The sequence below is a fragment of the Pseudophaeobacter leonis genome, from assembly GCF_002087335.1.
Taxonomy (GTDB): domain Bacteria; phylum Pseudomonadota; class Alphaproteobacteria; order Rhodobacterales; family Rhodobacteraceae; genus Pseudophaeobacter; species Pseudophaeobacter leonis.
Map to the genome: position 1 here is coordinate 27912 of NZ_MWVJ01000061.1, position 16119 is coordinate 44030.

Sequence of the window (16119 nt, forward strand, 5' to 3'; positions counted from 1 at the left end):
ACTGGCGCGACACTGGCGAAAGGGCTGGAAAATGGCAATGGCAGATATCACCGTGCGGGGCGCCGGCGTCTTTGGTCTGGCAATCGCCTGGACCTGCGTGCAACGTGGCGCAAAGGTGCAGGTGGTCGACCCCCTTGGGGCAGGTTCGGGCTCGAGCGGTGGTCTTGTCGGAGCCCTGGCGCCGCATGTGCCGGAAAACTGGAACCCGAAAAAGCAGTTCCAGCTGGAAAGCCTGCTGATGGCAGCCGCGTTCTGGGCTCAGGTCGAAGCCTGCGGCGGCGCTCTCCCGGCTATGGCCGCATTGGTCGTTTGCAGCCCCTGAAAGATGAGCCCGCCGTGGCGCTGGCCTATCAGCGCGAAGAGACTGCGCGCACGCTGTGGCAAACCCATGCAAAATGGCAGGTCCGGCAGGTTGCGGAGCTTGGCTCCTGGTGCCCCCCCAGCCCCCCTGGATTGGTGGTATATGATACGTTGAGCGGCCGCATGCATCCGCGTCGTGCCTGCGCCGCCCTGGTGGCGGCCCTTGCGGCACAGGGGGTTGAGATCAAACCAGAAGCCCCTGATCAGGGGCTGGTCCTCCACGCCAAGGGCTACGCCGGTCTCCTGGAGCTGAACGAGGCCTTTGCCAGGCCCGCAGGCACCGGCGTCAAAGGTCAGGCGGCCCTTTTGCGCTTTGATGCAGGATTGGCGCCGCAACTCTATTCTGACGGGTTGTACATGATCCCCCATGCCGATGGCGCCCTTGCGATCGGCTCCACCAGCGAGCGCGATTTTGACGACCCCACCAGCACCGACGCGCAATTGGACGATATCCTGCGCCGGGCGCAGCAGGCCGTGCCAGCCCTGCAAGGCGTCGAGGTCATCGAACGCTGGGCAGGCGTGCGCCCACGCGCCAAAAGCCGCGCCCCAATGCTCGGCGCCTGGCCCGGCCGTTCGAAGCACTTTATTGCCAATGGCGGCTTCAAAATCGGCTTTGGCATGGCCCCAAAGGTGGCTGAGGTCATGGCCAAACTGATGCTCGACCAAATTGATGCGATCCCTAAAGGGTTTACCGTCGCAGACAGCCTGTGAGCCCCGCGCGGCCCCCGCAAGGGACTGCACGCTGCCCGCAGGGCAGCGCCGGGCCCAAGGCTTCTTTTGATTTTCAGCCCTGCTGAACGTCAAAAAGGCGCGGGAGCCCCCCCCCCCTGTCCTTTATGCGCCTCAAACCGCCCCTTTGGGGGTTGCACTGGCCTGCATGCACAGGCGTCCATCCGGCGCACGCACCCACAGATCTGGCCCTTTGCAGCACAGCGTCGCCTCTTCAAAATGCATCAGGGGCGCGGTGGCGCGAAAAGAGAATTCCGCCAATGGTCCCAACAGCTCTTGTGCCAGCAGCATCAGATGCTGCGCCAACAAGGGCCCATGCACCACCAGCCCCGCATACCCCTCAACCTCGCGGGCATACTCCAGATCATAATGGATGCGATGCCCGTTGAAAGTCAGCGCCGAATAGCGAAACAGCAGGGTTGTGTCGAATGTGACCTGCCGTGCCTGCAGCTCATCCTGTGGAGCCTGCGGCGGCACAGGTTTTTTAGCCGCCGGATCCGGATCCTCGCGAAACACCAGATCATGCCACTCGCTGAGACAGCGCGCCCCGTCTTGCCAGATCTCATGGCGCAGGGTGACAAAACCCAAAGGGCCACTGCGCCCCGCCTTGCGCCCAGAGCTTTCCAAAACCGAACGTTTTTCTGCCACGGCGCCCGCCCTGAGAGCCCGCTCAAACTGCAGGCGTCCCCCCGCCCACATGCGCCGCGGCAGGCCAAGATCCGGGATCAGTCCTGTCACGGACTGTCGGGGATGACCATCCCGCCCCAAACGCGCCGGCGGCTCGGGCTTCCAAAAGTAAAGCTGGTGAAAAAACGGTGGCAGCTCAGAGCCCTCGGCCAGGGTCAGTTGCTGACCCAAGGCCACTTGCAGCGCCCCTGCCCGTGCCGGATCCAGCACATCGGTCATTGTGATGATGTCCTGAGCAGCCTCAGGCGCGTTATGTTGATCATTCTGCATGCCCAAACCTTAACGCCAAGCGCCCCGGGAGCAAGCAGATACAAAAAGCAGATAGAAAAAGGGCCACCCCGAAGGGCAGCCCTTGCAAAAGACCTGTGGCAGGTCGCCCTACCGGCTAATCGTTAGCTCGCAGTTGGCACAATGATAATCTCGACCCGACGGTTCTGCGCCTTGCCTTCCGGTGTGAGATTGCTGGCCACCGGCTGCCCCTCACCGCGTCCCAGGGTGCGCAGCCGATTATAGGGAACACCGCCTGCCTGAACCTGATCGGCGACCGTGTTTGCCCGACGCTCCGAGAGCGCCTGATTGTAGGCGGCCTCACCATCGCTGTCCGTATGGCCAACCACCTGAACGGTGCTGTCAGGATAGCGTACCAGGCTTTGCGAAACCTGTCTCAGATCCGCCGTCACAGCGGGGCTGATAGCGGCACTATCCGTGGCAAAGGTCAGATCATTGGGCAGCGACACGATCAAACGGTCACCTGTGTTCACGATGGTGATCCTGCTGGAGGACAGGTTCTGACGCAGTTCGGCCTCCTGCTTGTCCAGCTGGCTGCCAATCACGCCGCCCAGCAGCGCCCCGGCTGCGGCCCCGGCAACCACGGCTGGACCCTTGTTGCTGGAATTGGACAGGCCAGCAGCCCCGCCCCTAGATGGCACCGGTAATGAGGCCATTGCGCTCTTTGTCACCGGGCTGGCGCAGGGCATTTGTGTCCGTACAGGCGGTGAGCCCAAGAGTAGCGGCCAGCAGGCCTGCGCTGGAGATTTTCAAAATGGTCATTTCGACACCTTTATCTGCTCATCCGATGCAAGTCCTGCACCGCTTTCCTCATATATCGGCACTTGCGGCGTCTGGCTCAAGCACCAGTGTCGCGGTCTCGGCGAAATACTGCGCAAAATGCGGCACTGGATGGCTTTTTCGACGGGCACGCGACCTGGCTCAAACGCAATGAACATAGGTAGAGCCTTCCTGTTGCAGCCAAAGTCCGCGCAAAACCTGTGCCTCACTGCAAAATGCCTCGTCCAGCACATCGACAGCATGGATCTGGCCAGTGCGAAAATGGCGAAACCCGCCCCGCAGCTCACACCAGGCCGCCAAAAGAATAGTATCCACATGATAGATCAGGCCAAGAGGACGCAGCACCCGCTGGCTCATCGCGCCACTGTTGCTCAGATAGCTGATCCTGAGCTTTTGCGAGGCCCGTACCGCCTGACGCAGCAGCGCCACGGACACGCAGCCCTTGTCAGGGTCATCCTGCGGCGCGCCCCAGGGCGCCACCTGCAACCAGTCCGCAGCGGCATGCACGTCTTTGATCTTGCGACTGACCCGCTTGGCCGCCTGCTGCAGTTCCGTGTCACCGGTACGCACCAGCATGGCCAACCCCACATGCAGGGCCTCAATCTCTTCGGCATCAAAATTCAGCGGCGGCAGATCATAGCCGGTGCGCAGCACATAGCCGATCCCGGCCTCGCCCTCGACCGGGGTGCGCATCATCTGCAGGGCTGCAATGTCGCGGTAGATCGTGCGTTTTGACACCTCCAGCGTCTGCGCCAGATCCTCGGCCCGCACCGGTGCCGGGGCAGCCCGCAGAATCTGAATGATTTCAAACAACCGTCCGAGCGCGCCATGCCCACCTCCTGCTGATGTCCCTGCTGACACCCTAGCATGCCCTGCTGACAGCAGCATGTCAGCAGAGGTCTGTCACGATCAGCAAAACCACAACAAGGAACAGACGAATGTATTCATATGATTGGATCGTGCTTGTGACCATGGGGCTGGACCGGTGTGAGCAAACGCGACAGACGCCCGCTCACAGACAAGCCACCCATGAGATCGAATTCGAAGCCGCAGAACTGCGCCACCGGGATCGGTTGAGGGTGAAAAAGCGAGCAAAGATCCGGCGCGGAACACGCCGCACAGAGTGGGGTCTTGGATATCCTATTTTCGAGTTTTCAGATCCAAAGGTTTGACCAACCAAAGCCCTGTCAGGGACCGCCCCCAGTCTCAGGCCTGTTTGGCCTCCAGCCGTGACTCCTGCTCTTCTGAACGGGCGGCCTCATAGGCCAGCATGGCGCGTTTCACCGGCTGGCCCCAATGATAGCCGCCAAGCTCACCAGATTTTTTCAACGCCCGGTGGCAGGGGATCAACCAGCTGACCGGGTTACGCCCAACGGCTGTGCCCACAGCGCGCACGGCCTTTGGCGCCCCCACGGCCTTTGCCAGTTCCGAATAGCTGGTGACATGGCCATCCGGGATCGACAGCAGCGCCTCCCAGACCTTGATCTGCAATGGCGCGCCAATCAGATGCAGCGCGGTTTCACCCGATTGACTGAAAGCGGCATCAACCAGCGGTCGCAGCGCCGTGGGATCCTCAATAAAGACGGCCTGTGGCCAGCGCGCCCGCATGTCCGCCATGGTCGGCTCCGCACCGGTTTCGGCGGCAAATCCCAGACCACAAATGCCTTTTTGGGTGCCCATGACCAGCGCCAAACCAAAGGGACTGTCGAACCAGCCCCAGAGAATTTCAAGCCCCGCGCCTTTGCGGGCGTATTCGCCGGGGCTCATCGCCTCCCAGCGCAGAAACAAATCATGCAGGCGGCCAGAGCCAGACAGGCCCACCGCATGGGCGGTCTCAAGCGTCGAGAAGCGGTCGCGCAGCAGGGTCTTGGCATGTCCCAGCCGCAGATATTGCTGGTAGCGCTTGGGCGACACCCCAACCCAGGCGGAAAACAGACGCTGAAAATGCGCCGGGCTCATATCCATACGTTTTGCCAGCTCTTCCAGCGGCAGATCATCGCCCCCGGCATCAATCAGCTCAATGGCGCGACGCATAACGCCGTAATGGTAACTCTGTTCGCTGGCCTGGATCGTCATCTGCGTACCTCTGCTTGGTCTTGCTGACAAATATAGCTGCTGGGGTTGGCTGCAGGCGACCCGAAACTTGCGAAAAGCCCCGGGGCCCGCGCGATTGCCCCGGCGGGGTGCGGGATCTGTTGCAGCAAGGCCTGTGCGGCAATAGGTTTGAAACCTTGTTTGCCTTTTTTGTTTGCGCAGGCTTTGCCCAAAGGGCCATAAGACCGGCGATGGCAAAGCAACTCGATTATCATACTATCCGCGAGATTTTCACGCGGTTTCAGGCAGCGGAACCAGAGCCCAAGGGCGAGCTGGAGCATGTTAATGTCTACACGCTGGTGGTGGCTGTGGCCCTGTCTGCGCAGGCAACGGATGCGGGCGTGAACAAGGAACGCGCGCCCCGTTTGCAATCGCCGACACGCCACAAAAAATGCTGGATCTCGGCCTTGAGGCGGTGACCGAACACATCAAGACCATTGGCCTGTTTCGCCAAAAGGCCAAGAATGTCATCAAGCTCAGCCAGATATTGGTGGATGACTATGGCGGCGGGGGGCCCAATTCACGCGCCGCCCTGCAGTCGCTGCCCGGCGTTGGACGCAAGACCGCCAATGTGGTTTTGAACATGTGGTGGCACCAACCGGCACAGGCGGTGGACACCCATATCTTTCGCGTTGGCAACCGGTCCGGTATCGCGCCAGGCAAGGATGTGGATGCTGTTGAACGCGCCGTTGAAGACAATATTCCTGCAGATTTCCAGCAACACGCCCATCATTTGGTTGATCCTGCATGGGCGCTATCACTGTAAGGCCCGCAAACCACTCTGCGGCACCTGCCTGATCCGAGATCTCTGTCAATATGAGGACAAGAACCTATGAAAACTTATCAAATCGTTGGCATCGGCAATGCGGTTGTCGACGTGATCTCGCAAAGCGATGACAGCTTTCTCGCCCATATGGGCATTGAGAAAGGCATCATGCAGCTGATCGAGCGCGACCGGGGCGAAGTGCTGTATGGCGCGATGGAAGGCCGGGTGCAAACCCCCGGTGGATCCGTAGCCAATACCATCGCCGGTGCGGGTGCCCTGGGTCTTGAAGCGGCCTTTATCGGTCGGGTGCATGACGACACGCTGGGTCATTTCTATGCCGATGCGATGAACGAAGATGGGGTGGATTTTGTCAATCCCCCCGTCGCAGGCGGTGAGCTGCCGACCTCGCGGTCGATGATTTTTGTGTCACCCGATGGCGAGCGGTCGATGAATACCTATCTGGGCATCTCGTCCGAGCTGAGCAGCGCTGACGTGCCCAATGAGGTTGCCGGCAGTACCCAGATCATGTTCCTTGAGGGCTATCTGTTTGACAAGGACAAGGGTAAATCCGCCTTTCTGGAAGCGGCCCGCGATTGCCGCAAGGGCGGCGGCAAGTCCGGTATCGCCATATCAGATCCGTTTTGCGTGGAACGCCACCGGGCGGATTTTTTACAGCTGATTGAGCATGATCTGGATTTTGTCATTGGCAATGAAGACGAGATCAAATCGCTGTTTGAAACCGACGATCTGGAAGCGGCACTGGCAAAAACTGCCGCCATCTGCCCACTGGTGGTCTGCACCCGCTCTGGTGACGGGGTCAGTGTTATCAATGGTGCCGCGCGCTTTGATGTGCCTGTGACAAAGGTTGTGCCGGTGGATGCGACCGGCGCCGGCGACCAGTTTGCTGCCGGTTTCCTGTTTGGTCTGGCAACGGGTCGGGATCTGGAGACCTGCGCCAAAATAGGCAATGTCTGCGCTGCCGAAGTGATCAGCCATATCGGCCCCCGCCCCAAGCAAACATGCAAGAGCTGCTGCGCGACGCCGGGCTTTTGTAAGTCAGGCAGGCGGCCTGACTGGCGGCCTGACAGGCACGGGAACGGGAACACGGGCGTGGCACCACAAGAGCGTATCTCTCCCGCCCGTCGCCACCCGCCTAAAGGCGGGCAGCTCCCGTTGGGCCCGGCAGGGCGCGGCAAAGCCGCCCCCTGCGCCCGCGTCCCATTTCAGAGGTTTATTTTATCCGAATAGAGCAAAGACTGCTGCCTGGAGAAAACGACCCGTCAGGCCTGCTCTACCGCGATCTGAGCCCGAGACAGCAGCGTTTTAAAGGCAACGCGTTCCTCCATCGGCATAGCCACCAGCAGGCTTTCTTGTGTGGCCACATGCTCCTCCAGCATCCGGTCGATCAAGGCCAGTCCCTTTGGGCTGAGCTCAATGAGAAAACTACGACTGTCTGCCGGATTGATCTGACGCAGCACCAGACCATCCGATTCGAGCCGGGCGATCCGGTTTGTCATCGTCCCTGACGCAACCATAGTCGCCTTGAGCAAATCCCCCGGCGAGAGCCGGTAGGGCGCACCCGCCCGGCGCAGGGTTGCCAGAACGTCAAATTTGGCCGCATTCAGACCAAAGCGGGCAAAGGTCTTTTGCATGCCGTCCTGATAGGCCAGATACAGCCGCGCCACGCGCCCGATGATCGCCATGGCGCTGACATCCAGATCCGGTCGTTCCCGGGCCCATTGCTCAGTGATAAAATCTACGTGATCCATACCCAAGCCTGCTCCAAACTTATCTTGACGTCAAGATTTAATCATTTATCTCGATATCAAGATAAACTGTGGAGACTCGAAAATGTCCCGTCTGGACCTTCCCCTCACCGCTCTTGCTCCCGCCATCTGGGGCAGCAGCTATATCGTCACCACCAGCCTCTTGCCGGGGCAGTCACCCCTATTGGTCGCGCTGCTCAGAGCGCTTCCGGCGGGCCTTTTGCTGCTGATGATCGTACGGCAACTGCCGCCGCGCAGCTGGATCCTGCGGCTCATGATCCTTGGCGCGCTCAACTTTTCGCTATTCTGGACCCTGCTCTTTGTGTCCGCCTATCGTCTGCCGGGCGGGGTCGCGGCCACACTGGGCGCAGCGCAGCCGTTATTGGTGGTGTTCTTCTCGGCCTACGCCCTGAAAACACCGATCCGGCCTGCGGCAGTTATGGCTGCGGGATTGAGCATCTTTGGCGTTGCTCTGCTGGTTCTGACCCCAGCCGCAAAACTCGACGTCTGGGGCGTGTTGGCCGGGCTTGGGGGAGCAGCCTCGATGGCGGCCGGGGTGGTTCTGACCCGCAGGTGGCAGCCGCCCGTGCCACCGCTCACCTTTACCGCCTGGCAGCTGACCGCCGGCGGGCTGTTGCTGATCCCCTTTGCCATGCTGGGGCTTGAAGAACTCCCCGTGCTCTCGGGCGCAAATATCATCGGTCTCGCCTACATGAGCCTGATCGGCGGTGCGCTGACCTATCTGCTGTGGTTTCGCGGCCTGGCACGGATCGAGCCCGCCAAGGCCTCGCTGCTGGGCGTGCTGAGCCCGCTCTCGGCTGTGCTTTTGGGGTGGATCATACTGGGGGAAAGCCTGACGCCATTGCAACTCACTGGCGCGACAATTGCGCTGTTCAGCCTGTGGCTGGGACAAGCAAGGCTGGGACAAGCAAGACTGGGGCCTAAGCGCCTGAAAGCCGCCGCCAGCCCAGACGCAGAGCGCTGAAGCCACGAAGCGGGTGCCGGGCGCAGAGTACTGAAACCACCGGGCGCACGACAGGGCGCACTACAGGGCGCACCACGGGGCCGACGCCCGGGGACCTTGTGCCTGCGCTAGTACTCAGGGCCGGGCTGGCCCTGTATCTTGACCTGAATCTTGAGCAGCCCGGCAGGTCAGTACGAATTGCGCCTCAAAAATGAGCTTTGAACTCTTCCACCACGCGGGCATAGACCTCGCGCTTGAAGGGCACGATCTTTTCCACCAGGTGCTCAACCGTCTGCCAGCACCAGGCCGAGAACTCGGGGTGTTCGGTCTCGAGATTGACCTGTGCGTCCTGCCCCAGAAAGCGCATCAGATACCATTTCTGCTCCTGGCCACGATACTTGCCGCCCCAGAAATTTGGCACCACGTCATGCGGCAAATCATAGAGCAGCCAGCCGTCACTTTCGGCGATGATCTCGACCAGATCCGGGGTCACGCCGGTTTCCTCTTCCAGTTCACGCAGGGCCGCAACCCGCGCGTCCTCATCCCGGTCGATCCCGCCCTGGGGCATCTGCCAGGCATCCTGAAAGCGGTCCTTGCGCTGCGCCACAAAGACATGGTTGGTCTGATTGATCAGCATCACGCCAACATTTGGGCGATAGGGCAGCTTGGCGATGTCTTCCGGTGTCATTGGGATCTCCTCGGCGGATGGGCGGCACAGAACCGCTGGTAAAGCAAGGCTGAACGCGGCCTCTGATGCCCTAGCATCCCCCTTAGACCCGGTGTCGCCGGGGCAAGCAAGAGGGTGACGCCGCGTTGAGGCGTGACAATGGGGCAGGCGCAAGGCAATTTTGTCCCTAACTGATAAGGGAGAGTGTTATGACTGCGTACCCAAATCTTCTGGCACCGCTGGATCTCGGATTTACCACATTGAAGAACCGCGTGCTGATGGGCTCAATGCACACCGGGTTGGAAGAGACCAAAGACTGGAACCGGGTGGCAGAATTCTATGCTGAGCGCGCCCGTGGCGATGTTGGCCTGATGGTCACTGGCGGCATTGGCCCCAATCTCGAAGGCTCGGTCCTGCCGGGGGCGTCAAAGATGACCAATGACGAAGAGGTCGCAAGTCACGCCATCGTCACCCAACGGGTGCATGAGGCGGGCGGCAAGATCGCCATGCAGATCCTGCATGCGGGGCGCTATTCTTATGGGCCAAAATGTGTCGCGCCCAGCCCGGTGAAATCGCCGATCTCTCCCTTTCCGCCGAACGAACTGGACGAGGACGGAATAGAGAAGCAAATCGCCGATATCGTCAATGCCGCCGTGCTGGCGCAAAAGGCGGGCTATGACGGGGTTGAGATCATGGGTTCCGAGGGCTACTTCCTCAACCAATTTCTGGTCACCCATACCAACAAGAGGACAGACCGGTGGGGCGGATCATACGAGAACCGCATGCGCCTGCCCATTGACGTGGTACGCCGCACCCGTGAGGCCGTGGGCAGGGATTTCATCATCATCTACCGCCTGTCGATGATCGACCTGGTGCCCAATGGATCAACCCATGACGAGGTGGTTCAGCTGGCGCAAGCGGTTGAGAAGGCCGGCGCCACGATCATCAATACCGGCATCGGCTGGCACGAAGCCCGCATTCCCACCATTGCCACCTCGGTGCCACGGGCAGCCTTTGCCTGGGTCACCAAGAAACTGATGGGTAAGGTGTCGATTCCAGTCATCACCTCAAACCGGATCAACACGCCGGAAGTCGGCGAAGAGGTTCTGGCGACGGGCTGCGCCGATATGGTGTCGATGGCACGCCCCATGCTGGCGGACGCGCATTTTGTCGCCAAGGCCAAGGCCGGCCAGGCCGAGCAGATCGCGCCTTGTATTGCCTGCAATCAGGCCTGCCTGGATCATACCTTTGGCGGCAAGCTGACCTATTGTCTGGTGAACCCTATGGCCTGCCACGAAACCGAACTGGTGATCGGGACGGCTGAGGTGGTCAAATCTGTGGCCATTGTCGGCGCCGGTCCTGCCGGCCTTTCGACCGGTCTGGCGGCGGCGCAGCGCGGGCACAGGGTCACTATTTTTGACCGGGCTGATGAAATCGGCGGCCAGCTCAATATGGCCAAGCAGGTGCCGGGCAAGGAAGAATTCTGGGGTCTGGTCGATTGGTATCGTACCATGGTGGCTCAGGCAGGCATTACCCTGGAACTGGGCCGCGAGGTCTCGGCCACGGATCTCAGTGGTTTTGACGAGGTGATCATCGCCACTGGTGTTGTCCCGCGTGATCCCGACATTCCCGGTCAGGACCGCGCAGATGTGCTGAGCTATATCGACGTGCTGCGCCATAAGAAGCCCGTTGGTAAGACTGTTGCGGTGATTGGAGCTGGCGGCATTGGCTTTGACGTCAGTGAATACCTGCTGCACGAAGGCAAAAGCCCCACAGAGGACCTGCCATTATGGATGAAGGAATGGGGCGTATCTGACCCCGCCGAGCACCGCTCGGGCCTCGCCCCCGAAGGCCCCCAGCCCGAAGCACCCGCCCGTGAGGTCACTCTGCTGCAACGCAAGAAGCAGGCGCATGGCAAAGGTCTGGGCAAAACCACTGGCTGGATCCACCGGGCAACACTGAAGATGAAAGGCGTAAATTTTGTTGGTGGTGTGAACTACGAGCGCATTGACGATGAGGGGCTGCATGTCAGCTTTGGCGAGGAGCGTGCAACACCAACCGTGATCGCCGCAGATACCTTTGTGCTCTGTGCCGGGCAGGTGTCTGATCGCAGCCTTGCTGATGCACTTGAGGCCAAGGGGATCTCATGCCACGTCATTGGTGGCGCCGATATCGCCGCTGAACTGGACGCCAAACGCGCCATCAACCAGGGCACCCGGCTGGCCGCCAGCCTCTAGCTCCACTTCCTCCAAATTCCACAAATGCTTTCACCACTCTCCGCCGGAGGGTGGTGCAAGCAACAAGGTAGCTCTCCCGCGCCCGCAGGCTTCCCGGCTTTGCCGGGCCACCTTCTGTGCGGCCTTGGGCACAGCGCCGCGCGCACGCGCGCGGCGCTGGGCCCAACGGGAGGCGGCTTTGTCAAAAGCCAACGACGGGCGGGAGCGGCTGCCTTCAGGATTTTCTCTTGGGGGAAATCAGCCCGTTTGGTGGATCTTGCGACTGTCTTCCGGAGCCTCATCACGATCCTGCAGGCCATAGTCACGCAACACCTCTGCCACCTTGAGGCGATAGTCCGAAAAAATCCCAGCGCGCCCCTTTTCCTGCGCCAGCCGATGCTCTGCCAGCCTGCGCCAGTCACGCACAGCCTGCTCATCACGAAAAAAAGACAATGACAGCAGTTTGTCCGGAGCACTCAGGCTTTGGAAGCGTTCCACCGACAGAAACCCATCGATCTCTTCCAGCATGGGGCGCAGCGTGGCGGCCACATCAAGGTAGGCCTGTTTCTGACCCTGGGCAATCTGGACTTCAAAGATGACAGCAATCACAACCGCTCTCCTATAGGTTTTGCTCTGGGGTTTGCTGGGGCGCTGAGGCCAGTTTCAAAAAACTGCGCTCCTCTCGCAGGATGAAGCGTTCCTTTTGCGCAAATGCGTAGTTCTCCCGGCCCAGAGGATCCGCCGCCAACCTGGCCCGGTAGGCCTCGTAGGCGGCAAGATTGGGTATGTTGTAGATCCCATAGGCCTGGGTGGCTGATCCTTCATGCGGCGCGTAGTAGCCGACCAGATCGGCACCATTTCGCGGAATGGCCTCACCCCAGTTCCGGGCGTAGCGCCTAAAGGCCTCAAGCTTGGTCGGATCAATCTGGTAGCGGATAATACAAGTGAGCATATCTGGGTCCTTTTGTCAGAGATCCCTGTCTCTACTGACCATCAGATGGAAATGCTTCGCTCCTGATCGAAGCATTTCCTTATTTTTACACCAAAATCAGCGTGCTGACCCACCCCGTGCCTCCTGCTGCGGGCATCCAATACGGCCCCCAGAGCATAGCGAACCCTTACTCGGACACGGTGATGTTGATCACATCCGAAACAATCGGCGTGCTATGGGGCACATGTCCCAGATCGCCCAAGACCAGCTGCAGCGTATGCGTCCCGGGCGTCAGCTCTACCACGGCCTCGGTCTGGCCACCGCCAAAATGCAGGTGATGCTCATCCGATATAATGCCATTGGACAGCTCATCCGCGCCATCCTCACCTTCGCCCAGCCTTGGGCGATCAATGAGGAGATGATGATGACCGGTATTCTCTTTCTCGGTGCCCGCAGGGGCCACCCCCATACCAGACAGGCCAAAGACCACAGTGACAGGCGAAGTGACAGTCGCCCCATCGACAAGATTGGCGAAATAGACCTTTGCCTCTGGGTTTGAGAGCGTTTCGCCGCCCGCCCAAATTGGCGTGGTCAGGCAGGCCGCTGCGCAAATTGCAGCCGATAGTGTTTTGAGCTGTCGCATAATCATCTCCCTTAAACTGTTTTCATCCCGCCACCTTAGCGCAAAGCGCTGCAAATCGAGCAACCGTGTGGTCAATTCACGCAAAAAAGCGCAGCAAGCAGCCCTGCTGTCTTTGTTGCCACGATTGCGCCAAAACCCCAATTCCAAGACATACCAGCCCCTTAAGAGGCGAAAAACGGGCAGAACACGCGCCACCTGGCTGTTTCCGTAGGGCGAACGATCTCGTGAAAACCCTGCAATTATCCCACCAGCGCCCCGTTCTTGCCTGATTTCGGCATCAAACCAAGGCTGAGAAGAAGCTTATCAGAGGAACCTGTTGATGGATCGACTGACCGAAATGGAGGCCTTTGCCAATGTCGTGGACCAAGGCGGGTTCACCGACGCGGCAAAGAAGATGGGGATTTCAAAATCCGCTGTATCAAAACACGTGTCCAGCCTGGAGACCCGACTGGGCGTCAGACTGCTGAACCGCACCACCCGGCGGGTCTCGCCGACCGAGATTGGCCTGGCCCACTATGACCGTGCCCGCCGTGTGCTGAATGATGCCGGCGAAGCGGACGCGCTGGTCACCTCGATGCAATCCGCGCCATCGGGCCTGCTGCGGATCTCTGTAGCGACGGATTTTGGCGTCAATCACCTGTCGCCGGTGCTGTCGGATTTCCTGCGTGATTTCCCCGATATTACTGTGAACATGGTGCTGAACAACCGCTATGTCGAACTGATTTCCGAGGGCTTTGACATGGCCCTGCGCATTGGCGAGCTGGAAGACAGCACCCTCAAGGCACGCAAACTCACCGAGACCACCAAACGGATGATCGCATCTCCCGGCTACCTGGAACAGTTTGGTCGGCCGCAAAAGATCGACGATCTCAATAGCCACAAGCTTTTGCATTATTCCAACCAGTCCAGCGGCAATGTTTGGAAGATCACCGCACCCTCGGGAGAAAAACGTCAGGTCCGGACCACCGGCTGGCTCTCGGTGAACGATGGACAGTCTCTGCTCAATGCGGCGATCTCGGGGTTGGGCATCGCCTACCTGCCCAGCTATCTCTACTCTGAGGCCATGCAGGAAGGTCTGGTCGAAGACGTCATGCCGAATTTGCCGATTGAGACCCAAGGCATTTATGCCGTCTATCCTCCTGGCAAATTCACCCAGCCCAAGGTGCGTGCTTTCATCGATTTCCTGGCGCATTCGTTTGCCGGCAAGGACTCCGAGAACTGGCAGCAGTCCTCGTAACTCCCTCCTAAAGCTTTGCCCACAAACGATTGCCCACAAGAAATACCTCCGCCGTTTGCGGGGGTATTTTTTGCACTGACCATGTTACCGGGTGATTGCGTTGCCGAGTGCCTGTGTAGCCGAGTGCCTAGGTTGCCGAGTGACTGGGTCGCAGACTGATCTCATCTGCGCCGTCATGGTGCGCATTTGCACTCGCCTACCTGCCTAGAACCGAGATCACCCCGAACCGTAATACCGCTATGGCTCAGTCCGCGATCAGCACCACTTCGACCCGACGATTGCTTTCACGCCCCTCGACAGAAAGATTGCTGGCGACAGGCGCCATATAGCCGGCGCCGGCCACCTCAATGCGATCCGGATCAGCGTCATAGCCCGCAACCAACGCCTCTTTGACCACTGACGCGCGACGTTGCGACAGTGCTTGGTTGTTTTCAAGCCCGCCGATACTGTCCGTATTGGCCCACAATCAGAACTTTTGCCTCTGGTTCAGCGGTCAAAAAAGCTGCCAGGCTCTCAAGACTTGGGGGCTGAAGCCTGCCCAAGAGTTGCCGCCCCAGTCTCAAACACAAGCCCGTTGAGCACCGCATGACCCTGCTGCTGCAGCCGCACCGCAAGGCCGGGGGCCGTCTTAGGCGTCGGGATTTGGGTGCTACGATCGCAAGGGGCGCAATGGGCGCCTGCTCCAGGGGGGAGACTTCGATCAGCTGAACATAGTTAGCCTGGCCACTGCGCGACACCAACAGCGACACCACCTGTGTCTTAGGTATGGGATCATTTGCCGGTGCCTCGCGCCCATCAGCGCTGTCAGGCCCGTCAGAGTTGTCAGGCCCGCCAGAACTGTCAGACCTGGCGGCGGCAAGAAAGTGATAGTCAGACAGGCTGATCACCATGTCGGGCGCAGGCACAACTTCGATGCAAAAGCAAAAATCAAAACCGCCACACTGGCGGCGACTCGCATTGAAACAGGATCTCAAACCCCGCCGCCTCCAGCTGGCGGCGCAGCGGCTCAAGCACCTGCAAAACAGATGCACTCCCCCGGACCTGCCAGGTGCGCCGCAGGATATGCCCCTCTTCAAGACGCAGAGGGATGCCTGATGCGGAAAACGCCCCCACCGGCAACGCATAGGTGCCCAGCGCCGTCTCTCGCCTGGACAGCGCACTTGCGCCCAGAGGCAGCTGCAGCGCTGTCTCTGCCGCCTCTTCGGCCCGCGCCGAAAGAGACAGCAGAGGCAGCGCAAGGCAGCCGCCCAAGGCCAGGACGGCGAGGCTGCGTTTCATCTGGACTGCGCGTGATAGGCGTCGTTTGGATGCATGCCGGTAGCGCTGGCGACACGGTTGGACATGTTGTAAAACCCTGTGACATTGGCAATGTCCCAGAGATCGCGGTCGCTGAAACCAACCTGACGCAGAGCCTCACGGTCGGCCTCCTCGATCTCGGTGCTGGCCTTGGTGACCTTGACGGCAAAATCCAGCATGGCACGCTGGCGCGCATCCAGCGGTGCCACCCGGTAGTTCATCACCAGCATCTCGCCCAGTTTCGGATCGCCCGACAGCGCCCGAACAGCGGCGCCATGTGCGGCCAGACAATAAAAACAGCTGTTCACCGCCGAGACCACCACGGCGATCATCTCGCGCTCCAGCTTGCTCAGGGCGCTGTCGCCCAGCATCAGCTCGTTATAGAGCGCGCTAAAGGTATTGAGTTTGTTTTCATCAAAGGCATGGGCGCGCAGCACATTGGGCACCATGCCCAGCTTTTGCTGACAGATGTCAAAATACTTTTGCATGCCTGCGGGCAGCGGGTCCAACGGCGGCAGGTCCAGCGCGGTGGGAGGGGTCTGATCGGTCATTTTATGTTACTCTCCTGAATGCAATTGGCCTGAAGGCAAATGGCGATAGTGATATTGTCCGCAGCAGGTCATGCCGAGGGAGGCATAGAGCCTGTTTGCACCGGTGTTTTCCTTGGTGCACAGCACCGCCATCTCGGTGGCGGC

14 protein-coding genes and 4 pseudogenes are annotated in these 16119 nt (G+C 60.1%); 6 read left to right on the top strand and 12 right to left on the bottom strand.

Translation table 11 applies throughout. The features are described from left to right. Positions 1–31: 31 nt before the first annotated feature. Positions 32–1071: pseudogene (locus B4968_RS14310) on the top strand (NAD(P)/FAD-dependent oxidoreductase). A gap of 132 nt (positions 1072–1203) precedes the next feature. Here B4968_RS14310 and B4968_RS14315 read toward each other — a convergent pair. The 4 genes and pseudogenes from B4968_RS14315 to B4968_RS14335 all read right to left on the bottom strand — a co-directional run bounded on the left by B4968_RS14315 (position 1204) and on the right by B4968_RS14335 (position 4920). Further along, complete coding sequence (locus B4968_RS14315; RefSeq protein ID WP_139792847.1) at positions 1204–2046, bottom strand: HTD2 family dehydratase; 843 nt, start codon at positions 2044–2046, stop codon at positions 1204–1206. Between the two features lie 122 nt (positions 2047–2168). Further along, positions 2169–2826, bottom strand: a pseudogene (locus tag B4968_RS14320) (YiaD family glycine zipper/OmpA-like lipoprotein). A gap of 159 nt (positions 2827–2985) precedes the next feature. Beyond that, complete coding sequence (locus B4968_RS14325) at positions 2986–3657, bottom strand: helix-turn-helix transcriptional regulator (protein ID WP_241525756.1); 672 nt, start codon at positions 3655–3657, stop codon at positions 2986–2988. A 393-nt stretch (positions 3658–4050) separates the two neighbouring features. Further along, positions 4051–4920, bottom strand: coding sequence for a methylated-DNA--[protein]-cysteine S-methyltransferase (locus B4968_RS14335; protein ID WP_083100053.1), 870 nt, complete (start codon positions 4918–4920; stop codon positions 4051–4053). A gap of 209 nt (positions 4921–5129) precedes the next feature. Between B4968_RS14335 and nth the strand changes: the two are divergent. Continuing rightward, a pseudogene (gene nth, locus B4968_RS14340) lies at positions 5130–5774 on the top strand (endonuclease III). Then, positions 5771–6759: pseudogene (locus tag B4968_RS14345) on the top strand (adenosine kinase). The pseudogenes nth and B4968_RS14345 overlap by 4 nt, the downstream one beginning before the upstream one ends. A gap of 225 nt (positions 6760–6984) precedes the next feature. Here the strand turns inward: B4968_RS14345 and B4968_RS14350 are convergent. Continuing rightward, positions 6985–7473: a MarR family winged helix-turn-helix transcriptional regulator gene (locus B4968_RS14350; RefSeq protein WP_083100055.1), complete on the bottom strand. Its 489-nt coding sequence runs from the start codon at positions 7471–7473 to the stop codon at positions 6985–6987. Between the two features lie 82 nt (positions 7474–7555). Here B4968_RS14350 and B4968_RS14355 point away from each other — a divergent pair, with 82 nt between their 5' ends. Next, positions 7556–8455 carry an EamA family transporter gene (locus tag B4968_RS14355; protein WP_083100056.1) on the top strand — a complete coding sequence of 300 codons (900 nt, stop codon included), beginning with the start codon at positions 7556–7558 and terminating at the stop codon, positions 8453–8455. 184 nt (positions 8456–8639) lie between these two features. Here the strand turns inward: B4968_RS14355 and B4968_RS14360 are convergent, their stop codons facing one another. Then, on the bottom strand, positions 8640–9122 hold the full coding sequence (locus tag B4968_RS14360) for an RNA pyrophosphohydrolase (protein WP_083100057.1): 483 nt from the start codon (positions 9120–9122) through the stop codon (positions 8640–8642). 188 nt (positions 9123–9310) lie between these two features. Between B4968_RS14360 and B4968_RS14365 the strand changes: the two genes are divergently transcribed. Beyond that, complete coding sequence (locus B4968_RS14365) at positions 9311–11338, top strand: NADPH-dependent 2,4-dienoyl-CoA reductase (protein WP_083100058.1); 2028 nt, start codon at positions 9311–9313, stop codon at positions 11336–11338. A gap of 237 nt (positions 11339–11575) precedes the next feature. On the opposite strand, the gene B4968_RS14370 is transcribed toward B4968_RS14365, so the two are convergent. The 3 genes from B4968_RS14370 to B4968_RS14380 all read right to left on the bottom strand — a co-directional run bounded on the left by B4968_RS14370 (position 11576) and on the right by B4968_RS14380 (position 12891). Next, positions 11576–11926 carry an antibiotic biosynthesis monooxygenase family protein gene (locus B4968_RS14370; RefSeq protein WP_083100059.1) on the bottom strand — a complete coding sequence of 117 codons (351 nt, stop codon included), beginning with the start codon at positions 11924–11926 and terminating at the stop codon, positions 11576–11578. 10 nt (positions 11927–11936) lie between these two features. Further along, positions 11937–12269, bottom strand: coding sequence for an NIPSNAP family protein (locus B4968_RS14375; RefSeq protein ID WP_083100061.1), 333 nt, complete (start codon positions 12267–12269; stop codon positions 11937–11939). A gap of 166 nt (positions 12270–12435) precedes the next feature. After that, positions 12436–12891 carry a DUF4399 domain-containing protein gene (locus B4968_RS14380; protein ID WP_083100081.1) on the bottom strand — a complete coding sequence of 152 codons (456 nt, stop codon included), beginning with the start codon at positions 12889–12891 and terminating at the stop codon, positions 12436–12438. Between the two features lie 319 nt (positions 12892–13210). On the opposite strand from B4968_RS14380, the gene B4968_RS14385 reads away from it, so the two are divergent. Next, positions 13211–14128, top strand: a complete 918-nt coding sequence (locus B4968_RS14385) for a LysR family transcriptional regulator (RefSeq protein ID WP_083100064.1) — start codon at positions 13211–13213, stop codon at positions 14126–14128. A gap of 244 nt (positions 14129–14372) precedes the next feature. On the opposite strand, the gene B4968_RS24570 is transcribed toward B4968_RS14385, so the two are convergent. From B4968_RS24570 to B4968_RS14395, 3 genes are all read right to left on the bottom strand, one after another. After that, the gene (locus B4968_RS24570) at positions 14373–14594 is read right to left on the bottom strand and encodes an OmpA family protein (protein ID WP_241525757.1); all 222 of its coding nucleotides are present in this window, start codon (positions 14592–14594) and stop codon (positions 14373–14375) included. A 461-nt stretch (positions 14595–15055) separates the two neighbouring features. Beyond that, positions 15056–15406: a hypothetical protein gene (locus tag B4968_RS24575; protein WP_241525758.1), complete on the bottom strand. Its 351-nt coding sequence runs from the start codon at positions 15404–15406 to the stop codon at positions 15056–15058. Next, on the bottom strand, positions 15403–15975 hold the full coding sequence (locus B4968_RS14395) for a peroxidase-related enzyme (RefSeq protein WP_083100067.1): 573 nt from the start codon (positions 15973–15975) through the stop codon (positions 15403–15405). The genes B4968_RS24575 and B4968_RS14395 overlap by 4 nt, the downstream gene beginning before the upstream one ends. Positions 15976–16119: the final 144 nt, after the last annotated feature.

Excerpts from the sequence above, each read along its gene's own strand:
- B4968_RS14315 (WP_139792847.1), bottom strand. The coding sequence starts at position 2,046 with ATGCAGAATGATCAACATAACGCGCCTGAGGCTGCTCAGGACATCATC.
- B4968_RS14335 (WP_083100053.1), bottom strand. The coding sequence starts at position 4,920 with ATGACGATCCAGGCCAGCGAACAGAGTTACCATTACGGCGTTATGCGT.
- B4968_RS14350 (WP_083100055.1), bottom strand. The coding sequence starts at position 7,473 with ATGGATCACGTAGATTTTATCACTGAGCAATGGGCCCGGGAACGACCG.
- B4968_RS14355 (WP_083100056.1), top strand. The coding sequence starts at position 7,556 with ATGTCCCGTCTGGACCTTCCCCTCACCGCTCTTGCTCCCGCCATCTGG.
- B4968_RS14360 (WP_083100057.1), bottom strand. The coding sequence starts at position 9,122 with ATGACACCGGAAGACATCGCCAAGCTGCCCTATCGCCCAAATGTTGGC.
- B4968_RS14365 (WP_083100058.1), top strand. The coding sequence starts at position 9,311 with ATGACTGCGTACCCAAATCTTCTGGCACCGCTGGATCTCGGATTTACC.
- B4968_RS14375 (WP_083100061.1), bottom strand. The coding sequence starts at position 12,269 with ATGCTCACTTGTATTATCCGCTACCAGATTGATCCGACCAAGCTTGAG.
- B4968_RS14380 (WP_083100081.1), bottom strand. The coding sequence starts at position 12,891 with ATGCGACAGCTCAAAACACTATCGGCTGCAATTTGCGCAGCGGCCTGC.
- B4968_RS14385 (WP_083100064.1), top strand. The coding sequence starts at position 13,211 with ATGGATCGACTGACCGAAATGGAGGCCTTTGCCAATGTCGTGGACCAA.
- B4968_RS24575 (WP_241525758.1), bottom strand. The coding sequence starts at position 15,406 with ATGAAACGCAGCCTCGCCGTCCTGGCCTTGGGCGGCTGCCTTGCGCTG.
- B4968_RS14395 (WP_083100067.1), bottom strand. The coding sequence starts at position 15,975 with ATGACCGATCAGACCCCTCCCACCGCGCTGGACCTGCCGCCGTTGGAC.